The organism is Paenibacillus woosongensis (assembly GCF_030122845.1).
Lineage (GTDB): Bacteria > Bacillota > Bacilli > Paenibacillales > Paenibacillaceae > Fontibacillus > Fontibacillus woosongensis_A.
On record NZ_CP126084.1, the window covers coordinates 91,972 to 110,704 of the forward strand.

General features: G+C 48.5%; 19 protein-coding genes, 1 tRNA gene and 1 riboswitch. Of the genes, 14 read left to right on the forward strand and 6 right to left on the reverse strand.

The features are described 5' to 3' along the window. The first annotated feature begins 19 nt into the window (after window positions 1-19). The 10 genes from clpP (at window position 20) to QNH46_RS00455 (ending at window position 10,308) form a co-directional block, all read left to right on the forward strand. The gene (clpP, locus tag QNH46_RS00410) at window positions 20-607 is read left to right on the forward strand and encodes an ATP-dependent Clp endopeptidase proteolytic subunit ClpP (protein WP_283926464.1); all 588 of its coding nucleotides are present in this window, start codon (window positions 20-22) and stop codon (window positions 605-607) included. Window positions 608-930: 323 nt separating this feature from the next. After that, complete coding sequence (guaB, locus tag QNH46_RS00415; RefSeq protein WP_283926465.1) at window positions 931-2,388, forward strand: IMP dehydrogenase; 1,458 nt, start codon at window positions 931-933, stop codon at window positions 2,386-2,388. A 137-nt stretch (window positions 2,389-2,525) separates the two neighbouring features. Beyond that, a complete protein-coding gene (locus QNH46_RS00420) occupies window positions 2,526-3,938 on the forward strand; it encodes a D-alanyl-D-alanine carboxypeptidase family protein (protein ID WP_283926466.1) in 1,413 nt (470 codons plus the stop codon). Between the two features lie 177 nt (window positions 3,939-4,115). Then, on the forward strand, window positions 4,116-4,997 hold the full coding sequence (gene pdxS / locus QNH46_RS00425) for a pyridoxal 5'-phosphate synthase lyase subunit PdxS (protein ID WP_213595474.1): 882 nt from the start codon (window positions 4,116-4,118) through the stop codon (window positions 4,995-4,997). A 48-nt stretch (window positions 4,998-5,045) separates the two neighbouring features. Continuing rightward, complete coding sequence (pdxT, locus tag QNH46_RS00430; RefSeq protein ID WP_283926467.1) at window positions 5,046-5,630, forward strand: pyridoxal 5'-phosphate synthase glutaminase subunit PdxT; 585 nt, start codon at window positions 5,046-5,048, stop codon at window positions 5,628-5,630. 163 nt (window positions 5,631-5,793) lie between these two features. Next, window positions 5,794-7,077: a serine--tRNA ligase gene (gene serS / locus QNH46_RS00435; protein ID WP_283926468.1), complete on the forward strand. Its 1,284-nt coding sequence runs from the start codon at window positions 5,794-5,796 to the stop codon at window positions 7,075-7,077. A 62-nt stretch (window positions 7,078-7,139) separates the two neighbouring features. Then, window positions 7,140-7,228 (forward strand) — tRNA-Ser (locus QNH46_RS00440). A 491-nt stretch (window positions 7,229-7,719) separates the two neighbouring features. Continuing rightward, window positions 7,720-7,872, forward strand: coding sequence for a small acid-soluble spore protein P (locus tag QNH46_RS00445; protein WP_283926469.1), 153 nt, complete (start codon window positions 7,720-7,722; stop codon window positions 7,870-7,872). Between the two features lie 434 nt (window positions 7,873-8,306). Then, a complete protein-coding gene (locus QNH46_RS00450) occupies window positions 8,307-9,134 on the forward strand; it encodes a YitT family protein (RefSeq protein WP_283926470.1) in 828 nt (275 codons plus the stop codon). A 106-nt stretch (window positions 9,135-9,240) separates the two neighbouring features. After that, window positions 9,241-10,308: a DUF6612 family protein gene (locus QNH46_RS00455; RefSeq protein ID WP_283926471.1), complete on the forward strand. Its 1,068-nt coding sequence runs from the start codon at window positions 9,241-9,243 to the stop codon at window positions 10,306-10,308. A gap of 100 nt (window positions 10,309-10,408) precedes the next feature. Here QNH46_RS00455 and tadA read toward each other — a convergent pair whose 3' ends face one another. Further along, on the reverse strand, window positions 10,409-10,900 hold the full coding sequence (gene tadA, locus QNH46_RS00460) for a tRNA adenosine(34) deaminase TadA (RefSeq protein ID WP_283926472.1): 492 nt from the start codon (window positions 10,898-10,900) through the stop codon (window positions 10,409-10,411). A 334-nt stretch (window positions 10,901-11,234) separates the two neighbouring features. Here tadA and QNH46_RS00465 point away from each other — a divergent pair, with 334 nt between their 5' ends. Both QNH46_RS00465 and QNH46_RS00470 read left to right on the forward strand, forming a co-directional pair. Beyond that, window positions 11,235-13,115 (forward strand): ATP-binding protein, encoded by a 1,881-nt coding sequence (locus QNH46_RS00465; protein WP_283926473.1) that lies wholly within the window; start codon window positions 11,235-11,237, stop codon window positions 13,113-13,115. Window positions 13,116-13,185: 70 nt separating this feature from the next. After that, window positions 13,186-13,890: a pseudouridine synthase gene (locus QNH46_RS00470; protein WP_283928305.1), complete on the forward strand. Its 705-nt coding sequence runs from the start codon at window positions 13,186-13,188 to the stop codon at window positions 13,888-13,890. A gap of 67 nt (window positions 13,891-13,957) precedes the next feature. Here QNH46_RS00470 and motB read toward each other — a convergent pair whose 3' ends face one another. Next, window positions 13,958-14,746, reverse strand: coding sequence for a flagellar motor protein MotB (gene motB, locus QNH46_RS00475; RefSeq protein WP_213595487.1), 789 nt, complete (start codon window positions 14,744-14,746; stop codon window positions 13,958-13,960). After that, window positions 14,730-15,533: a flagellar motor stator protein MotA gene (gene motA, locus QNH46_RS00480; RefSeq protein ID WP_213595489.1), complete on the reverse strand. Its 804-nt coding sequence runs from the start codon at window positions 15,531-15,533 to the stop codon at window positions 14,730-14,732. Before motA ends, motB begins: the two co-directional genes overlap by 17 nt. 193 nt (window positions 15,534-15,726) lie before the next feature. On the opposite strand from motA, the gene QNH46_RS00485 reads away from it, so the two are divergent. After that, complete coding sequence (locus tag QNH46_RS00485; RefSeq protein ID WP_283926474.1) at window positions 15,727-16,020, forward strand: hypothetical protein; 294 nt, start codon at window positions 15,727-15,729, stop codon at window positions 16,018-16,020. Between the two features lie 218 nt (window positions 16,021-16,238). Next, window positions 16,239-16,547: a 4a-hydroxytetrahydrobiopterin dehydratase gene (locus tag QNH46_RS00490; protein ID WP_213595493.1), complete on the forward strand. Its 309-nt coding sequence runs from the start codon at window positions 16,239-16,241 to the stop codon at window positions 16,545-16,547. Between the two features lie 81 nt (window positions 16,548-16,628). On the opposite strand, the gene QNH46_RS00495 is transcribed toward QNH46_RS00490, so the two are convergent. The 3 genes from QNH46_RS00495 to QNH46_RS00505 form a co-directional block, all read right to left on the reverse strand. After that, entirely contained in the window at window positions 16,629-16,988 is a 360-nt protein-coding gene (locus QNH46_RS00495; protein ID WP_213595495.1) for a c-type cytochrome, read from the reverse strand. A 245-nt stretch (window positions 16,989-17,233) separates the two neighbouring features. Next, a complete protein-coding gene (locus QNH46_RS00500) occupies window positions 17,234-17,731 on the reverse strand; it encodes a GNAT family N-acetyltransferase (protein WP_155613507.1) in 498 nt (165 codons plus the stop codon). A 343-nt stretch (window positions 17,732-18,074) separates the two neighbouring features. Further along, window positions 18,075-18,551, reverse strand: a complete 477-nt coding sequence (locus QNH46_RS00505; protein ID WP_155613506.1) for a C40 family peptidase — start codon at window positions 18,549-18,551, stop codon at window positions 18,075-18,077. Window positions 18,552-18,555: 4 nt separating this feature from the next. Beyond that, window positions 18,556-18,694: riboswitch (cyclic di-AMP (ydaO/yuaA leader) on the reverse strand. Between the last annotated feature and the right edge of the window lie 39 nt (window positions 18,695-18,733).

Consider the following 18,733-nt stretch of genomic DNA (forward strand, 5'->3'; position numbering starts at 1 on the left):
TATCCAAGGGGTTGATTAAATGAGTACATTTATTCCGTACGTCATCGAACAAACGAGCCGCGGAGAACGCTCCTATGATATTTATTCCAGGCTGCTTAAGGATCGAATCGTATTTCTCGGTTCAGCGATTGATGACCAGGTGGCCAATAGCATAACTGCACAAATGCTTTTGCTTGCGGCTGAGGATCCCGAGAAGGATATCCATTTCTATATAAATAGCCCTGGCGGTTCCACTTCAGCAGGGTTTGCCATTTACGATACAATGCAGTACATCAAACCTGACGTTCAGACGATTTGCGCCGGCATGGCTGCTTCTTTTGCGGCAATTCTACTGTTGTCGGGCACTAAAGGAAAACGGTTCGCCTTGCCAAATAGCGAGGTAATGATTCATCAGCCGCATGGCGGTGTCCAAGGGCAAGCCAGTGACATCGAAATTAGCGCTAAACGGATTCTACGTACCCGGGAGAGACTAAACGCGATTGCCGCCGAGCATACGGGCCAGTCGCTGGAGCGCATAGCCAAAGATATGGATCGGGATTACTTCATGTCCGCGCAAGAAGCGATTGAATATGGCGTCATCGATCAGGTGATTTCAAAGGCCGGGTAAGCAGGGTTTGTACGAGAGCATTGTCTTTGACAGTGCTCTTTTTCATATGCAAGGGTGGACGATTTTCTTAACTGGAATGATATTAGCGGCAATAGGGGAACAATAGATCGGCGGAGAATACCGGAAAACAGTGTATTGTATCCCTCCCGTGGACACTCGTGTGCCTGTGAAAGTCTGGTGTAATTTCCTGGCGCTTGTCCTTGACAGGCTATATGCCCTTTGCTAAGATGTACAATAATATATTTTCGTAAGTGTCTTTCCGGCCTTGATATATAAGGGAATTCGGTCGACGAGGAATAGAATATAAGGGAGGAAAAACTAAGGTGTGGGAAAGTAAATTTGACAAAGAGGGCTTAACATTTGATGACGTGCTGCTCGTCCCTCGTAAATCGGAGGTCCTTCCGAAAGAGGTAAATTTGTCTACGAAGCTGAGCGATAAGGTTAAGCTGAACATGCCGCTCATCAGCGCCGGAATGGATACAGTAACGGAGGCGGCTATGGCGATTGCCATTGCCCGGGAAGGCGGCATCGGCATCATTCATAAGAATATGCCAGTAGAGCAGCAGGCTGAGGAAGTAGATCGGGTTAAGCGCTCGGAAAGCGGCGTTATCACAAACCCATTCTCCCTTACGCCGGATCGGTTGGTATCGGATGCCGAGGAGTTGATGGGCAAGTACCGGATCTCCGGTGTACCTATCGTAAACGAGGAGCAGAAGTTAGTCGGAATTTTGACGAACCGGGATCTGCGGTTTGTGCATGATTATAACATCAAGATTAGCGAAGTCATGACGCACGAGAATCTGGTCACAGCTCCTGTGGGCACGACCCTTCAAGAGGCCGAAGTTATCCTGCAGCAGCATAAAATCGAGAAGCTGCCGCTGGTGGATGAATCCAATACGCTTAAAGGCTTGATCACAATCAAGGATATCGAGAAGGCGATCCAATTCCCGAACGCGGCAAAAGATGAGCAAGGCAGACTGCTTGTCGGAGCGGCTATCGGCGTATCCTCCGATTCCTTTGTACGGGCGGAGGCTTTGGTTAAGGCAGGCGTTGACGTTATTACGGTTGATTCCGCGCACGGGCATCATATTAACATTTTGGACACAGTACGTGAGCTTCGCAAACGGTATCCGGAACTTACAATTATCGCCGGCAACGTAGCGACTGGCGAAGCAACCCGCGATTTGATCGAGGCAGGCGCTTCTGTCGTCAAGGTAGGTATCGGACCAGGTTCGATTTGTACGACACGTGTCATCGCCGGGATCGGTGTTCCACAAATTACCGCCGTATACGACTGCGCATCGGTTGCTCGCGAATATGGCATTCCGATCATCGCCGACGGAGGCATTAAATATTCCGGAGAGATCACGAAGGCCATTGCTGCCGGAGCACATGCAGTTATGCTGGGAAGCTTGCTTGCCGGTACGGAAGAAAGCCCTGGTGAATCGGAGATTTATCAAGGCCGCCGATTCAAAGTGTATAGAGGGATGGGCTCCCTTGGAGCAATGAAGCAAGGCAGTAAGGATCGCTACTTCCAGGATGACGACAAGAAGCTGGTACCGGAAGGCATTGAAGGGCGCGTCGCTTACAAAGGGCCATTGTCCGACACGGTTCATCAACTGTTAGGCGGTTTACGTTCAGGAATGGGATATTGCGGAACAGCTACCTTGGATGAGCTTCGTAACGATACGAAATTCATCCGTATTACGGGAGCAGGCCTTCGCGAAAGTCATCCGCACGACGTGCAAATTACGAAGGAAGCACCGAACTATTCCTTGTAAAAATAATCACCACACCACTATTTTCCAACACAGGCTGGGCGAATTCTGCCCGGCCTGTCTTTTTTTGCGTATTGCGCTGTGATAGAATAGATAAAGCAATCGAACATCGAACGAGTATGAGGGGAGCTTTAAGTGCAGTGAAATTGAAAGAAAAGAAACCTAGAACATCGAAACGGCAAATCCTTCGTAAAAGCGTCGCCTCTGTTCTTTTACTGAATATGTTATGTCTATCTACGGTGCCGGCGATGGTTCTTGCTGAAGGTCAGCAAACCGAAGCGACGACGTCTACCAAACCTGTAGTAGAGCAAATCAGCTCTAGCATTCCATCCGTGGAATCTCTTGAACTTAATGTTAAATCTGCGATATTAATGGAGCCGGTATCCGGCCAAGTTCTATTAAATGTGAATGGAGATACACCGCTGCCTCCGGCAAGTATGACCAAAATGATGACGGAATACATTGTTGCAGACTTAGTCAAGCAAGGGAAGTTTAGCTGGGACGACGTAGTAACCGTACGGGAGAACGCATCGAAGACGATTGGTTCACGGATTTTCCTGGCGCAAGGCGACCAGCATACAATCCGGGAATTATACATTGCCATGGCGGTGGGATCGGCGAACGATGCAACTGTAGCGCTGGCAGAGCATGTCGCCGGTTCTGAGCAAGCATTCGTTAAGATGATGAATGACGAAGCCCAGCGCATGGGAATGACCAACACTTATTTTGCAAACTCTACAGGTTTGGATATTGGAGATATGCCTAAGGAGTTTCAGCCGGCAAATGACAAGGAAACGGTAATGTCGGCTATGGATGCAGCAATTCTTGCTAAATACATCGTGACTGACCATCCAGATTTTACTGAATTTACAACGATTCAAGAATATACGTTCCGCCCTCGCGACAAGAAGCCGATGGTGAACTGGAACTACATGCTCGAAGCGAACAAGAATGTAACCAACTTCAGACAATTTGCCTATGAGGGGATGGACGGTTTGAAGACCGGGCATACCTCCAGAGCAGGCAGCTGCTTTACCGGCACGGCCGAGCGGAACGGAATGCGGCTGATCAGTGTCGTTATGGGAACGCAGGCTACAAAGACGATGAAGGCCGAGGATGTACGTTTCGTTGAAACGCGCAAAGTGATGGATTACGGGTTCAACAATTTTGAAATTAAGCAGGTCGTTGCCCCTAAGACGACGGTAGAAGGAGCCGAGACGGTTACCGTTAAGAAAGCGAAGAATGTGGATGTTCCTGTCGTTACGGATCAAGGCGTAAGCTTCGTTGTGCCTAAGGGTGCGGATATGAGCAGCCTGCAAGCAACGGTGTCTCTGAATGAGGAGACGGCTTTGGTGGCGCCTCTGAAGCAAGGAACAGAAGTGGGGACTGTGACGTACTCCTACAAAGTTCCGGGCTCTGATGAGCCTGTAGAGAAGACAGTGAAGCTAATTACCGCCCAGGATGCGGATAAGGCGAACTGGTTCAAGCTGTTTCTGCGTGCGATCGGGGATTTTTTCAAGGATCTGTTTAACGGAATCAAAAATCTTTTCTAGTAAGTGAAACATAAATCCCGAGTAAACGGGTTGTATATTTGGCGTAAATATTGTAAAATATCAAGTTAGATTATCGCTTGCGATATTGAGACAGAAGTAATGTTTATGGGGACAAGGTCTTGCGCCTTGGCCTCCTAACATGGGGATATATTTAGATTAAAATCGGGAGGCGTGGACATGGAAACAGGAACATCACGTGTAAAAAGAGGTATGGCCGAAATGCAAAAAGGCGGCGTCATTATGGACGTCATGAATGCGGAGCAAGCGAAGATCGCCGAAGCGGCTGGAGCAACGGCTGTCATGGCATTGGAGCGCGTTCCTTCTGATATTCGTGCGGCTGGCGGCGTAGCCCGTATGGCTGATCCTACGATTATTGAAGAAGTCATGAAAGTCGTTTCTATTCCGGTTATGGCCAAAGCACGGATCGGGCATTACGTAGAAGCGAAAGTTTTGGAATCTCTCGGGGTAGACTATTTGGACGAGAGTGAAGTGCTGACGCCGGCAGACGAGGTGTTCCACATTGACAAACGTGAGTTCACCGTTCCATTTGTTTGCGGAGCGAAGGATCTCGGCGAAGCGCTGCGCCGCATCAGCGAGGGCGCATCCATGATCCGTACGAAAGGTGAGCCGGGAACAGGCAACATTGTCGAAGCTGTTCGCCATATGCGCCTGATTAACAGCCAAATCCGTTCCGTACAGAATATGTCCAAGGATGAGTTGTATGCAGAGGCTAAGAACTTGGGCGTATCTTATGAGCTATTGCTTGAAGTTCATGAGAACGGAAAGCTTCCTGTCGTGAACTTCGCAGCTGGCGGTGTAGCCACTCCGGCTGATGCGGCGTTGATGATGCATCTTGGCGCTGACGGTGTATTCGTAGGCTCAGGTATTTTTAAATCCGAAAACCCTGAGAAATTCGCTCGTGCGATCGTTGAAGCTACAACGCACTATACCGATTATAAATTGATTGCTGAAGTGTCCAAGAACCTGGGCACGCCGATGAAAGGCATCGAAATTTCCAAATTGTCCCCGGCCGAGCGCATGTCGGATCGCGGCTGGTAATTGGCAGAGCAATCCCTTTTTTGAGTCAGATAGAAAGAAGGTTTCTCCATGAAGGTGGGAGTACTGGCGCTGCAAGGCGCTGTTGCGGAGCATATAAGAAGCATTGAGAGCACGGGAGCTGAGGGCGTTGCTGTGAAGCAGCCCGAGCAGCTCCTGGATATCGATGGTTTGATCATCCCCGGCGGGGAGAGCACAACCATCGGCAAGCTCATGAGAAAGTATGGCTTCATCGAAGCTATTCAGCAATTTTCCAGCGAGGGCAAGCCTCTTTTTGGCACCTGCGCTGGCTTGATAGTAATGGCGAAGAAGATCGAAGGCGGCGAAGAGCCTCATCTGGGTGTGATGGACATCAGCGTATCGCGTAATGCGTTTGGGCGTCAGCGGGAGAGCTTTGAGACTGACCTGGAGGTCAAAGGTCTTGAGGAGCCGCTTCGCGCAGTCTTTATACGTGCGCCGTTAATCACGGAGGTTGGCGAAAGCGTCGAAGTGCTGGCGACTTATAACGATGAAATCGTAACGGCACGTCAGGGGCATTTGCTGGTATCATCATTTCATCCGGAGCTGACGGACGATGCCTCGCTGCATAAATATTTTACAGAAATGATTCAGGCTAACAAAACGGCTGCCAAGTAAAGGGCTGATCAGACACCTTGACTCTTTCCCAAGGGTTAAGGTTTGTTTGTTTTAACGGAGGACACCCGAGTTCTCTGGTGATCCCATGACGGCCTGTCTTGCTCCATTGAAGCATGCGAGCCGAGCGAGGCGGTCCGGGGGACGATTCTAGGAGGGACAACCCATGTTAGATGTAAAAATAATGCGAAATGATTTCGAACGCGTCGAGAAGGCGCTTAAGGACAGAGGTAAGTCGCTGGAGCTTATATCGGGCTTCGCCCCGCTGGACGGCAAACGCCGCGAATTGCTGCAGGAGAGCGAATCGCTGAAGAACCGTCGTAACATGGTATCGGCCGAAGTCGCCAAGCGCAAGAAAAATAAGGAAAATGCGGACGAGCTGATCATCGAAATGCGTGAGGTGGGTGACCGTATTAAGGAGCTGGATGACGAAGTCCGGGCTCTTGAAGCACAGATCGATGAGCTGATGCTCTCCATTCCTAACATTCCTCATGCAGATGTTCCAGTTGGCGGCTCCGAGGAAGAGAATGTGGAGGTTCGCCGTTGGAGCGAGCCCCGGCAGTTCGATTTCACGCCAAAGGCGCATTGGGATATCGCCACGGATCTCGGGATTTTGGATTTCGAGGCAGGAGCGAAGGTAGCTGGTTCGAGATTTACCTTTTATAAAGGGCTGGGGGCTCGTCTTGAGCGTGCGCTGATCAACTTCATGATGGATTTGCACAGTAATGAGCACGGTTACGAAGAAATGCTGCCGCCATATATCGTCAACCGCGACAGCCTGTACGGTACGGGTCAGCTTCCGAAGTTCGAGGAGGACCTGTTTAAGCTGACTGAGGATGGTTACTATTTGATTCCGACAGCAGAGGTGCCCGTAACGAACTTCCATCGCGATGAAATACTGGGCATAGAGGATCTTCCCCGGAATTATGTGGCATACAGCTCTTGCTTCCGGTCGGAGGCGGGTGCGGCTGGCCGCGATACTCGCGGTCTGATTCGCCAGCATCAGTTCAACAAGGTGGAGATGATCAAGATTGTTCATCCGGATCACTCGTATGAAGAACTGGAGAAAATGACAGCTAACGCAGAACGCGTTCTGCAGCTGTTGAAGCTTCCATACCGCGTGCTGGCACTCTGTACGGGGGATCTAGGTTTTACAGCCGCCAAAACATACGATCTCGAAGTGTGGCTACCGGAGGCGGGCGCTTACCGCGAAATTTCGTCCTGCTCTAACGTAGAGGAATTCCAGGCTCGCCGTGCGAATATCCGTTTCCGTCCGGAGGCTAAAGCCAAACCAGAATTCGTGCATACCTTGAACGGTTCTGGACTCGCCGTAGGACGCACAGTTGCCGCTATTCTGGAGAATTACCAGACGGAAGACGGCCGTGTTGAAGTACCGGAAGTTCTGCGTCCATACATGGGTAATATTGAATACATTACCAGCAAAAAATAACTTGCATGCGAATAAACTCTATGGTAGAATCTGATTTGTTACGCTAATCAGATTCACCTTTTGGAGAGGTACCGAAGCGGTCATAACGGGGCGGTCTTGAAAACCGTTAGGGTGCAAGCCCACGTGGGTTCGAATCCCACCCTCTCCGCCAGATTTATTGAGAACTCGCGAAGGTTCGTCGGAGCGTCGGCTTCGTTAGCGATAACTTAGAAATAGTGATTATGCCGCTTCCCGCTGGGGAGGCGGTTTTTTGCTGATATTAGAAAGTATTAACCTAGAGTCAAGGGGCTGATGGTCGTAAGAGAATTACCGCTTAGTAAGGCTATGTCTTCTCTGCAATACCTCGGTAGGCCGTTTGATATGATGGTGCGGGAAGGCAAGCCCCGTGGCTCGGATCGCACGCAGGGAGCGAAGGAGAAGGGGCACGACATTACAAACTACTACGAAAGGTTGCCCTTTCGTCGAGCCGCCACTTCGCCACGCAGGTACTGGGCCTAGAAATGCCACCCCAAGGGTCCATTCCAAGGAATCTACCCCGAGAAGCCATCCAAGGATCACCATGCATAAATAGATCGGGTTCCCCACACCTTAAGGGTAAATGAAACCAACCAAACTCGATAAGCAAAGGGGGATGCAGCGTACATGAGTAAACCAAAGTCCTATACCACATCGGGAACCCAGCCCGACACCAATCAGGGCCGAGAGCGAGGAAACGGGGGACCTGAGCCGTTAGCGGGTTCAAAAAAGGTCAAGAACCGGAATCACGTTAGTCATAACAATCCTCAGGGCAGTTAAGCAATATGTAGTTAATTCCTGTTGCGCAACGCTGTTATACCAGGACGAAGAGGAGCAAAGGTCAAACGTTAGCGAGTTCTAAAAGAACGAATTATACGGTAAACGGCTGTAATCGCATGACAGCATAACCGATCACCAACCATTGAATCGAGGTCAAATTGAATTCTGAATCTGGTCTGAAACTGAATCCAATCGGAAAGACCACGATCCGCTCCTCTCGACCCCTCAGCCTCTGGCTGAGGGGTTTATTTCTAATTTGCAATAATTACAGGACATGTGGTTCAAATAATGTCATAATAGAAGAGAAGCTTTTCGTAGTCAAAGTGAAAGGATAGTGATGCGTATTGGAATTTGACAATGCAGGTTCTATTCCTCCGGTCTCCATTTCACCTCAATCTATTCGTAAGCATAAGCAGCGTTCAATTGGCAGCATTATGCTCAGAGCCTTTTTTATTGTAATCGGCGCATTGATTGTATCGGTGGCCCTGGAATTGTTTCTGGTTCCGAATAAAATTACAGACGGCGGTATTACGGGCATTTCCATTATGTCTTTCTATTTGTCGGGTGTCCCTTTAGGTATGTTCTTGTTTCTGTTCAACCTGCCTTTTCTGATTATTGGATACAAGCAGATCGGCAAAACCTTCGCGATTTCCACCTTGATTGGGATTGCGGTCATGTCGGTAGGCACGGCGGTGCTGCATCCGGTGGAACCTTTTGTAAAGGATACTTTGCTGGCATTCGTGTTTGGCGGCATTTTGCTTGGACTCGGGACGGGCTTGGTTATTCGCTTTGGAGGATCTCTCGATGGCACGGAGATCGTCGCGATCCTGGTGTCACGCAAGACGCCGTTTTCGGTCGGGGAAGTCATCATGTTCATGAACTTTTTCATTTTGCTCTCAGCAGGCTTCGTATTTACTTGGGAGAGGGCACTATTCTCGCTCCTGGCGTATTATATTGCTTTTAAGACTATAGATATCGTTGTGGATGGTTTAAACGAATCCAAATCAGTGTGGATCATTAGCGATCAGATTGATGAGATTGGCGAAGCGATTTTGAGTCGTTTAGGACGGGGAGTAACCTACCTATCAGGAGAAGGCGGTTTTTCGGGCGATCCAAAGAAGGTGATATTTTGCGTCATTACCCGATTAGAGGAAGCCAAGCTTAAGGATATCGTGAACCATTTTGACGAAAATGCTTTTCTGGCAGTGGGGAATATCCATGATGTGAAGGGTGGACGTTTTAAGAAAAAGGCGATTCATTAGAATTATTCATAATTTATGTTTCAATCCTTCGCAATTATGGTTAATATAGCAAGTGGTTTAGCAAAAATATTATGTATTGTCATCTTTGAAGGGGAGAGAAATTAGTATGTCAAGAAAGTTTTTTATGTCGGTCCTTATTTTACTTATGTCTGTGACGCTGGTTCTAACCGGGTGCGGCGCAAAGAAGGAGCCGAAAGAAGCGCTGAAAAGCGCGGCAGTAACTGCGCTCAACATGGATTCCTATGTCTCTGAGAGCCAGATCAAAATTACCGACCTTAAGCTCGAGGGGGAATCGTCTCCCGAGATGGGTGTAGTTTTTTCTATGCTGAAGGACGCTGAGATTAACTTAACTCAGGTGTACCAGAAAGAGCCGATGCAGTCGGAAGCTTCGCTGGAAGTGAAGCTGACAGGCGATTTCTCAACAACAATTACGTTGCAATTCGTAACGACCAAGGACAAGATTTATGTTAAAATACCAAGCATTCCATTCCTCCCTCTGCCGGAGAAAGCCGTTGGCAAATTCCTTGAGCTTGATCTGAAGGAATTGGCGGAGTACAGCGGGGAAGAGTTCGACCCGGATTTGCTCGACACCGAAAAAACGCAAAAATTTGTGGCCGAAATTGCGAATGTAATTCTATCTGAGTATGACAATGAGAAATTTATCAAGGATATTGACCCGAAAGACATTGAACTTCCAGAAGGCTTTAAGGCTAAGCAGGTCGTTCAATTCTACGTAACGAATGATACGGCCAAGGAAGCAATCAGCATTCTGCTGCAAGAGGCGCTGCCGAAGGTACTGGATATTATCGCTAAGGATGAATACCGCGCCATGATGCAGTTAACGCCGGAGGATATCGAGGAAGCGAAGAAGGGCCTCGAAGAAATGGATCAAAACGAACTCCAGACAACTCTGGACGAAATGCAGCGCTACCTGACAATTAACCAGTTCAATATGAACACGGCCATCGATAAGGACAACTATCCTTCTTATCAAGAGATGAACATGGATGTGGCATTCAGTGATCCGGATACGAAGGAAAAAATCCAGTTGGCCTTGCAAATGAAGAGCCAATTTACGAGCATTAACCAAAAGCCGACATTCAGCATCGGTATCCCTACGGATGTCATGACAATGGATGAATTCCTGCAGGAAATGGATGCGCTAGGTTACTAAGAGCCAAATAAGCAAAACAGTTCGAACATGCACAACAAAGAGGGCGTCTCCACGGTCTGCATAGACCGTGAGGCGCCCTTCTTTTTCATTATGGATGGGGTTACTTCCTGCGCAACCGCCGAAAAAACTCCGTAAGCAAAGAAGCGCATTCCTCCCGCAATATCCCCGAGGTCACTTCGGTACGGTGATTAAAACGGGGCTCCTGGAGCAAATTCATAAGCGTTCCTGCGCATCCCGCCTTGGGGTCAGCAGCCCCGTAAATGACGCGGGGAATACGGCATTGCACGATCGCCCCCGAACACATCGGACAGGGCTCTAAGGTCACATAAAGCCGGCAATGCAGCAGGCGCCAAGCGTCCAAAGTCTGGCTCGCTTCCCGGATGGCGATCATTTCGGCATGTGCCGTGCCATCACGGATACTTTCGCGCAGGTTGTGTCCCCTTCCGACAATTTCATCGCCAAGCACGATCACAGCGCCAATGGGGACTTCCCCAATCGCTTCGGCCTTGCGCGCCTCTTTAATCGCTTCCTGCATCCAGTGTTCATCGGAATAAGTAGAGGCAGGCGGGGTAACAGGATAAGATGAATCCATGGGAAACGGTCAACTCCTTCAAAATAATGAGAAAAAAGACCTGTCCAACGAACAAATATTCGTTGTTAACATGTTGTGGGTAAGTCTGTGCATAACCGCCGATTTATCCCCACTATTATACACAACAAGGACTTTATATCTGTTGATATGTTCATAACATGTGCATAACTTTTTGAGCCCAGTCAATTTAGGCTGATTTATAGGTATTTTTACTTATTGTAGGGAAAGAGAGTGGGAATATCAACGTCTTTGCAAAACATGTCGTTACAGTTATGATGATAGAAATAGATTAATTCCAAAAATCACCAAACGGTTCAAAAGGGTGGGGGGAAGTTTGTCAATAAAAACAAAGCTGTCTCTGATCATGTCGTTTTTCGCATTAATTCTGCTTTCTTTAAATATTGCTTTAAGTTACTTCTCAACCCGGGATAACTTAAGGAATTTGAGCGAGGCCAACATGATGGTTACCGCCCGCCAGATCGCGCTGGCTGTCGAACAGAGTCGCTCCGTCAATGAGTACATAAAGAGGCACAATCAGGGGAATATCAGTCGCGTCATGGCGGAAGGCATGCTTCAGATGACTAGTCCAGAACGAATTACTCAGGAGACTTTACGTTCTAACGAGCACCTGCTTGAGATAACGGGCATGGATCCCGAGACCTTCCAAGGCGGCGACAAGCTGTTATTTGGGACTTATAGCTATGTAAATGACAGGATGGACCAAACGGCGATCAGGGAGATCATCCGCAAGGGGGAGAGCCTTCTTTATGACACCACGATCAACGGGGAAAGGGTGCTGGAGAGTTTTGTCCCCATTTCGCCTGTAAATAAAGGGCCGTACGTTATCCGGATCGTGTCCAGCTATGAGCCTATCTCATCGGTGATTTCCAAGCAGATGTTCAGCCAGGTTACGATTTCCCTAGTGCTGTTGCAAATCGTCATTTTTGCAAGTTATATTCTGGCGGGTGAAATTATTCGGCCGATTCAGGATATTCTGATTAAGGTCAACCAGCTCTCATCGGGAAAATTTGAGACGAGGATGCGGGTAAATCGCCGGGATGAGCTTGGATTGCTCGGTCAGAAAATCAATACTATGGCGGTTAGTCTTGGCCATTATACAGCAGAGCTGGAGCAGAAAAATGAAGAAATCCGCTCCATGAATGAATACCTGGAGTCCATAATTAGCCAGACTGCTGATGCGATACACTTGATTGATCTGGAGGGAAGAATCCTGCGGGTTAACCCGGCTTTTGAATGTTTGTACGGCTGGAAGAGCGAGGAGATCGTAGATCGGAAGCTGGATTATATTCCGCCATTTTTAGAGCAGGATAGGAAAGAGTGGCAGCGGGAGCTGGAACGGGGCAGATCCGTTATTCTGTCCGAAACCGTACGCAAACGCAAAGATGGGAGTCTCGTGGAGGTCAGTATCAGCGAGTCTCCGATCTTCGACAAGTTCGGAAGGATATCGGCTTATATTTGCATCTCCAGAGACATGACAGAGCATAACCGGATGGAGGAACTGCTGCGGAGGTCAGAGAAGCTGACCACGGTAGGGCAATTAGCCGCCGGCGTAGCTCATGAGATCCGTAATCCGCTAACAACGCTTCGGGGCTTCCTGCAGATGCAGCAGCATTCCAAAACGATCAACCCGCTCCATACGGACATTATGCTGTCCGAGCTGGATCGAATCAATCTGATCGTAAGTGAGTTTTTGATTTTAGCCAAGCCGCAGGCCGTAAACTATCAAACCAAGGATGTGCGCTATACTCTCGGTGACGTCGTTTCCTTGCTGGATAGTGAGGCTCACTTACATAACGTTGAATTTAGTGTTCATTTCTCGTCGGAGGCGATTCTGGTACACTGTGAAGAGAACCAATTAAAGCAGGTGTTCATCAATGTTCTGAAAAATGCCATGGAAGCCATGCCGTCCGGAGGAAAAATTACGTTAATGCTCTATTCCGATGAGCCGGATCTCGCTGTCATTCGAGTAATAGACGAAGGCGAAGGCATCCCTAAAGAACGGATGCAGAAGCTTGGAGAGCCTTTCTATACGAATAAGGAGAAGGGAACGGGGCTTGGTCTGATGATCAGCCAGAGAATCATCGAATCCCATAAGGGCTGTTTTCATATCGAGAGCGAGGTCGGCAAAGGAACAGTCGTCACGATTACTTTGCCGCGAAGGCTCGGTAAGGAAGGGCTTTCACAGGATGCATAGTATTTTCAGGGTTATTGAGACATGAAGTTCTAGCAAGAGATCAGAGATCGCATACGGGGTGACAACGAAGGTGAGAATCAACAAGTTCATTAGTGAGACGGGATATTGTTCCCGGCGGGAAGCAGACAAGCTGGTAGAGTCCGGTCAAGTTACGATTAACGGGAAGCCCGCTGAGCTTGGCAGCCAGGCCGAGAAGGGAGACGACGTAAGGATTAACGGGAAGCCGCTGACGCTGAAGTCATCGAAGCATGTGTATATTGCCCTCAATAAACCCGTCGGGATCACGAGTACGACGGAGCAGCATATCCAAGGGAATATTGTGGACTTCGTAGGGCATGAGGAGCGGATATTTCCCATTGGGCGTCTTGATAAAGACTCTGAAGGATTAATATTGCTGACCAGTGATGGGGATATTGTGAATAGAATCTTGCGCTCTGAGGGGCGGCATGAGAAGGAGTATATCGTTACAGTAAATAAAGCCATTACCCCGTCTTTCCTGAAAGCAATGAGCGAAGGGGTGCGGATTCTCGGCACGAAGACCAGGCCGTGCGAAATCACCCGAATGACGGAACGGGTATTCCGGATTATTCTGACTGAGGGGAAGAACCGTCAAATCCGCCGGATGTGTAGTGCGCTCGGTTATGAAGTGCGGAAGCTGCAGCGCATTCGGATTATGAATATTCATTTGGGGAACCAGCAGGTCGGGACATGGCGTGATTTGACGTCGCAAGAGAAGCAGGAGCTCGGGGCTGCGCTAAATTATGAATTGAAATAAGGAGCTGTTCATAACAAAACACCCAGGCCTCTAACAGGGCCTGAGTGTTCATCAGCTTGGCAAGCGGTTATTTGTTAATCGCCGGAATGCCTGTTTTCGATTCTTCTTGGTATTTCCGGATAATCGATACTTCAACTCGGCGGTTCTTGGCACGTCCTTCGCTTGTTTTGTTCGAGGCGACAGGGTGATATTCCCCTTGACCGGTCGAGCTGAACATTTTCGGATTGAGCTTATCGTTAAGCAGCAGAATTTTCATGAAATTCAGGGCGCGGCCTGAGCTCAAGTCCCAGTTCGACGGGAACTCGCTCGTCGAAATCGGAATGTTGTCTGTATGTCCAGATACAACGACCTCGTAGTCCGGGAACTGCTCCAGCATCGTGGAAATGGCTTTGGCGAGTTTCCGGGCTTCCGGCTTCACTTCAGCGTCGCCGGACGCGAACAAGGCGTTGTCGCTAATCGTAATCATAAGGCGTGAATGATTGAGCTGCGTATCAAGCTGTGTCGTGAGTCCGTTTTCTTTAATGTAATTGTCCAGACGCTTCTTGAGCGCCTCCAGGTTCGCTTGCTCTTTGCGCATGAGCTCATTTTTCTTCATCAAGCCTTCGGATGAGTCTTTAGCTATCGGATTCGTTTTGGTGTTGCTTTCGAAGGCGTTCTGATCAAGCACGCCAATTCCGCCGGTAAGGACGCTGCTGAACGCTTGGCTCATTTCCTCGAATTTCTTGGCATCCGTAGAGCTCATGCCGTAGAGGACAATAAATAGAGCCAGCAGGAGCGTCATCAGGTCAGCATAAGGAATTAGCCAGGATTCGTCAGCATGCTCCTCGTGAGGCTCATGCCTAGTCTTTTTGCTCACCGGATTCACCTACCTTGTCTAATAGACCGGCGCGCTCCGATGGAGTCAGAAATACAGCCAGCTTTTGTTGGATGGCAATCGTTGAGACACCAGATTGAATGGACAACAGTCCTTCCACCATCATCAGGCGGATTTCGATTTCCTGCTTCGAAAGGCGCTTCAGCTTATTCGCAATAGGGTGCCATAGCACATAACCGGTAAATATACCGAGCAGGGTCGCTACGAAGGCGGCTGCGATCGCATGGGCTAATGAATCCATATCGGACATATCTGCAAGGGCAGCGATCAGCCCGATAACGGCCCCTAGTACCCCGAGGGTCGGAGCATACATTCCGGCTTGGGAGAAGATGAGCGCACCTGCCCGATGCCGTTCTTCGGTCGCTGCAATATCTTCCGCAAGTACATCGCTGACAAACTCCTGGTCATTGCCGTCAATGATCATGCGCATACCGTTGCGCAGGAAATCATCGTCAATTTCCTCGACCTTGGATTCGAGCGCCAGGAGCCCCTCGCGCCGGGTAACGGTAGCCCATTCCATAAAGAGCGAGATGAGCTCTGCCTTGCTGATCATTTTTTGCTTGACGAATAATTTCTTGAACAACTTTGGAATCTTCTTCAATTCCGAGGAAGGGAAGCCTATGAACAGGCTCGCTGCGGTTCCTACCAAGATAATGATGTACGCCGCCGGGTTGTTAACCAAGTTGACGATTGGAGCTCCTTTAAGGAACATCCCCAGAACTACGGCGACTAAACCGAGAATAATACCGATGAGTGATGAAATTTCCATTATACACCTCGTCCTTGAGATAAATTGAAACCGTGCTTTCGTCCTTAAGCATCCTTGCGAAAAGACAGAAACCATCCTATAAAATAAACGGTTATCTTTTTTATCGACAGAAATCCTTTTTTTTTTAAGTGGTAATTTCGTTTATAATAAGACAATGGCTTATTTAGGAGATCGTGAAGGGAGCGAATCGCCCGTGGGAGTAAAGCACGGAAGGGAATATGAATATATTTTGGCGGAATTTACGGAGGCAGTTGGCCGTATTCCGGATTGCTATGTTTTTTTTGAGATGGAGCCTGCAGAATGGGAGGGTCTGTCCAAGGAAGAGAAGCATGAGGTGCTGGAGGCGCTGGCTGAGGATTTGTTCTTCGGACTTGGCTCCGAGCCGGTGATCACTGTGGGCAGCGCGGTTGTTATTTATGACCCGGAGGCACATCGCATTAACATATTGATCGGCGAAGAGGAACTGACATCGGTGAAGCTGGTTTAGCGGAATGAAATGATTTTGCATGCGCCTTGGGGCGTGGTAAAATATGAAGTTAGGAACAGCCAATCATCTCCTGGTTTAGGCATGAATATGGCCTGGGAAGAATAACAATAATCCAAAAGTAAAATTAATAACTACCTAATAAAGCCGTGTGCATTAAAGGTACAGGAAGTACTACATAGTTTTGGAAGTTCTTGAAAAAGAACAGGGAGGAAAAAAACATGCCGTTTACACCACAAGAAGTTGAGGCGCATTTGGAAAAGTTGGAGGGATGGGAGCTGGAGGAGGGACGCTGGATCGTTCGCAAATTTACCTTCTCCGAGTATATGAAGGGCATAGCCTTTGTGGACGAGGTCGCGGCGATCTCAGAGGCCTTTAACCACCATCCTTTTATTACGATTGATTACAAAACGGTTACGCTTCGTTTGACATCATGGGAAGCAGGTGGAATCACGGCCATAGATATTAAGGAAGCCGAGCAATACAATGAAGCATACGATAAAATGAATTCACCCGAAAAAAGCTTATAGCTGTGATGGTCATGGATTAAATACGAGACACGCCCACCGGGAACGCTTCGTTTCCTAGTGGGCGTATTTGTATCATGCTCATTATTTCTTCTCTGCAAGCCAGAGCGCGACGTTCGCAATTTCCTCATCCTGCAGCTTATCTTTGAAGCCAGGCATCATAGAGCCTTTACCCTTCGAAATAATCTTATAAAGCTGCTCGGTTGACAAGGTGGCCCCAATATGCTGCAAATTCGGCCCAGCCAAGCCTTCCAGTTGATCCCCGTGACAGCTGATGCAGTTTGCTTTGATGACGGCTTCCGCTTGCTCTGCGTTTAACGTGACTTCAGGCATTTGCGTCTTATTTTCTTGTGCTACCTGATCTTTGCCGGGCAAAGTAAAAATAAGCACCAGGGCTAGTGCACACGCGACAAAGAATAGCCCGCTCATAACCCACTTTTGCATTTAATCGTCCCTCCTATGTAAGCTACCTTATTATTATAACGGAACACGCCCTTTGATCATAGCATTTGTGACAAAAAAAGCAACGAATTCCACGTATAATCGTTCAAAATTCACAATATATTATGAGCATCCTCACAGCGCGCCAGAATCAAGCCATACGGCGTCTTTCGGAAGGGAAGTGTAAGATGGGCATATCTATGCCTGAACCGCCTTAAAGGCGTCCTCAGACGCTTTGGCAGACCATGCTATAAACGCTCACCCCGATATACCATACAATAATACGGCTTGGATATTGCTCCTGGGGTCATTTTCTCGTACAGATCGGTAATAACAAACCCCGATTTCTGATAAGCGCGGATGGCCCGCGTATTCCAGGTGAGCACTTCAAGATCGATGACGTTGGACGGTGCGCGCCGCTGCGCCTCTTTAACGATCGTTAATACAAACGACTTACCCAAACCTTGGCCGCATAAATCGGGCCGCATTCCGATTCCGAGTCTGGTGACATTCTCCATGGGAAAATACTGGGCGAATCCAGCCAAATTTCCTTCCTCGTCCAGAACGGATACATACTGCTCGGCCCGTAAGACCGGATTGCCGAATTCAACATCAAGAGCCTTCATTTGTTCCCAAGGCAGCCAGCTATAGATATCATAGGGAGAATCGTAGCGCCAAGTACTGATTGCTTCCCCATGATGCTCTTCCATAGGAACGATCTGAAACTGAATATCTCGTTTATCCATCTTGCGCCTCCTTGTACAAATGGGAAATGCCGTGCCATGGAACTTCGCCGGCGCGAACGTTTTACCACCACTGTAACGGGATTTTATTTTATTGTAAAGGCTCTAGCCAAGAGATTTTTGATGGTCAAGGGAATTATGAGGAAGGGTCATCCATTTATAGTGTAAACGGTTTAGCAAGGCGTCAAAAAAATAGTACCTATGGCGCGGATGACTGCAACCTTTTTCCCTAGCTCTTCGTTATTAAGGTAGACCGATGGAATTCCAAACAAAATGCCGCCACAATTCTGGCAGGAATTGTCGCGGCGGTGAAGTAAAAGCAGTAGACATAAATGAGGTTGAGTGATTAGGATTGAGCGGCGTGGGTAGCATAGCCGTATTTGCTGAGGATCCGTTTCGCTCCGACGTAACGTTTCTTGTAGTAGCTGTTGCTTAATTTGTCAGTGCGGATTCCTTTAGAAGAAGAGGCATGAGCGAACTTTCCATCGCCGATATAAATACCGACGTGAGATACTCCTTTGCCGGTGGTATTAAAGAATACGAGATCTCCTTCCTGGAGCTGATCCTTTGCAACAGGCGTACCCTGTTTGTACTGCGCCGCCGAGACGCGGGCTAGTTTAACACCCATTTTCTTAAAGACGTAGCTTGTAAATCCGGAGCAATCAAAACCTTTTGCGGTCGTTCCTCCGAGCTTGTAAGGTGTTCCGTAGACGGCATTAACCGCCTTGTTCAATGTCGTGTCCGAGTCGGCGTATGCGCTTGCTGTCCCCATCGTAAGAAGAATAGCCAAGCTCGTCGCCGCTGCTGTCAAAGTCTTTCTCAAGATGTTGTGCTCCTTCCAAGGCCTGCGAGGTTAGCTTAAGGATTCGGTTGAAGGTTCCCTATCATCTCTTATGTAGCGAGATCAATTCACCCATAAATGGTTCCCCCGTTTCCCGGGTGCCGGGAATTCGGCTTATCAAGTTGTATGCACCCGAAACGAAACGACTTGCAACAATAATGACA

Excerpts from the sequence above, each read along its gene's own strand:
- clpP (WP_283926464.1), top strand. The coding sequence starts at position 20 with ATGAGTACATTTATTCCGTACGTCATCGAACAAACGAGCCGCGGAGAA.
- pdxS (WP_213595474.1), top strand. The coding sequence starts at position 4,116 with ATGGAAACAGGAACATCACGTGTAAAAAGAGGTATGGCCGAAATGCAA.
- pdxT (WP_283926467.1), top strand. The coding sequence starts at position 5,046 with ATGAAGGTGGGAGTACTGGCGCTGCAAGGCGCTGTTGCGGAGCATATA.
- serS (WP_283926468.1), top strand. The coding sequence starts at position 5,794 with ATGTTAGATGTAAAAATAATGCGAAATGATTTCGAACGCGTCGAGAAG.
- QNH46_RS00445 (WP_283926469.1), top strand. The coding sequence starts at position 7,720 with ATGAGTAAACCAAAGTCCTATACCACATCGGGAACCCAGCCCGACACC.
- QNH46_RS00450 (WP_283926470.1), top strand. The coding sequence starts at position 8,307 with ATGCTCAGAGCCTTTTTTATTGTAATCGGCGCATTGATTGTATCGGTG.
- QNH46_RS00455 (WP_283926471.1), top strand. The coding sequence starts at position 9,241 with ATGTCAAGAAAGTTTTTTATGTCGGTCCTTATTTTACTTATGTCTGTG.
- tadA (WP_283926472.1), bottom strand. The coding sequence starts at position 10,900 with ATGGATTCATCTTATCCTGTTACCCCGCCTGCCTCTACTTATTCCGAT.
- motA (WP_213595489.1), bottom strand. The coding sequence starts at position 15,533 with ATGGAAATTTCATCACTCATCGGTATTATTCTCGGTTTAGTCGCCGTA.
- QNH46_RS00490 (WP_213595493.1), top strand. The coding sequence starts at position 16,239 with ATGCCGTTTACACCACAAGAAGTTGAGGCGCATTTGGAAAAGTTGGAG.
- QNH46_RS00495 (WP_213595495.1), bottom strand. The coding sequence starts at position 16,988 with ATGCAAAAGTGGGTTATGAGCGGGCTATTCTTTGTCGCGTGTGCACTA.
- QNH46_RS00500 (WP_155613507.1), bottom strand. The coding sequence starts at position 17,731 with ATGGATAAACGAGATATTCAGTTTCAGATCGTTCCTATGGAAGAGCAT.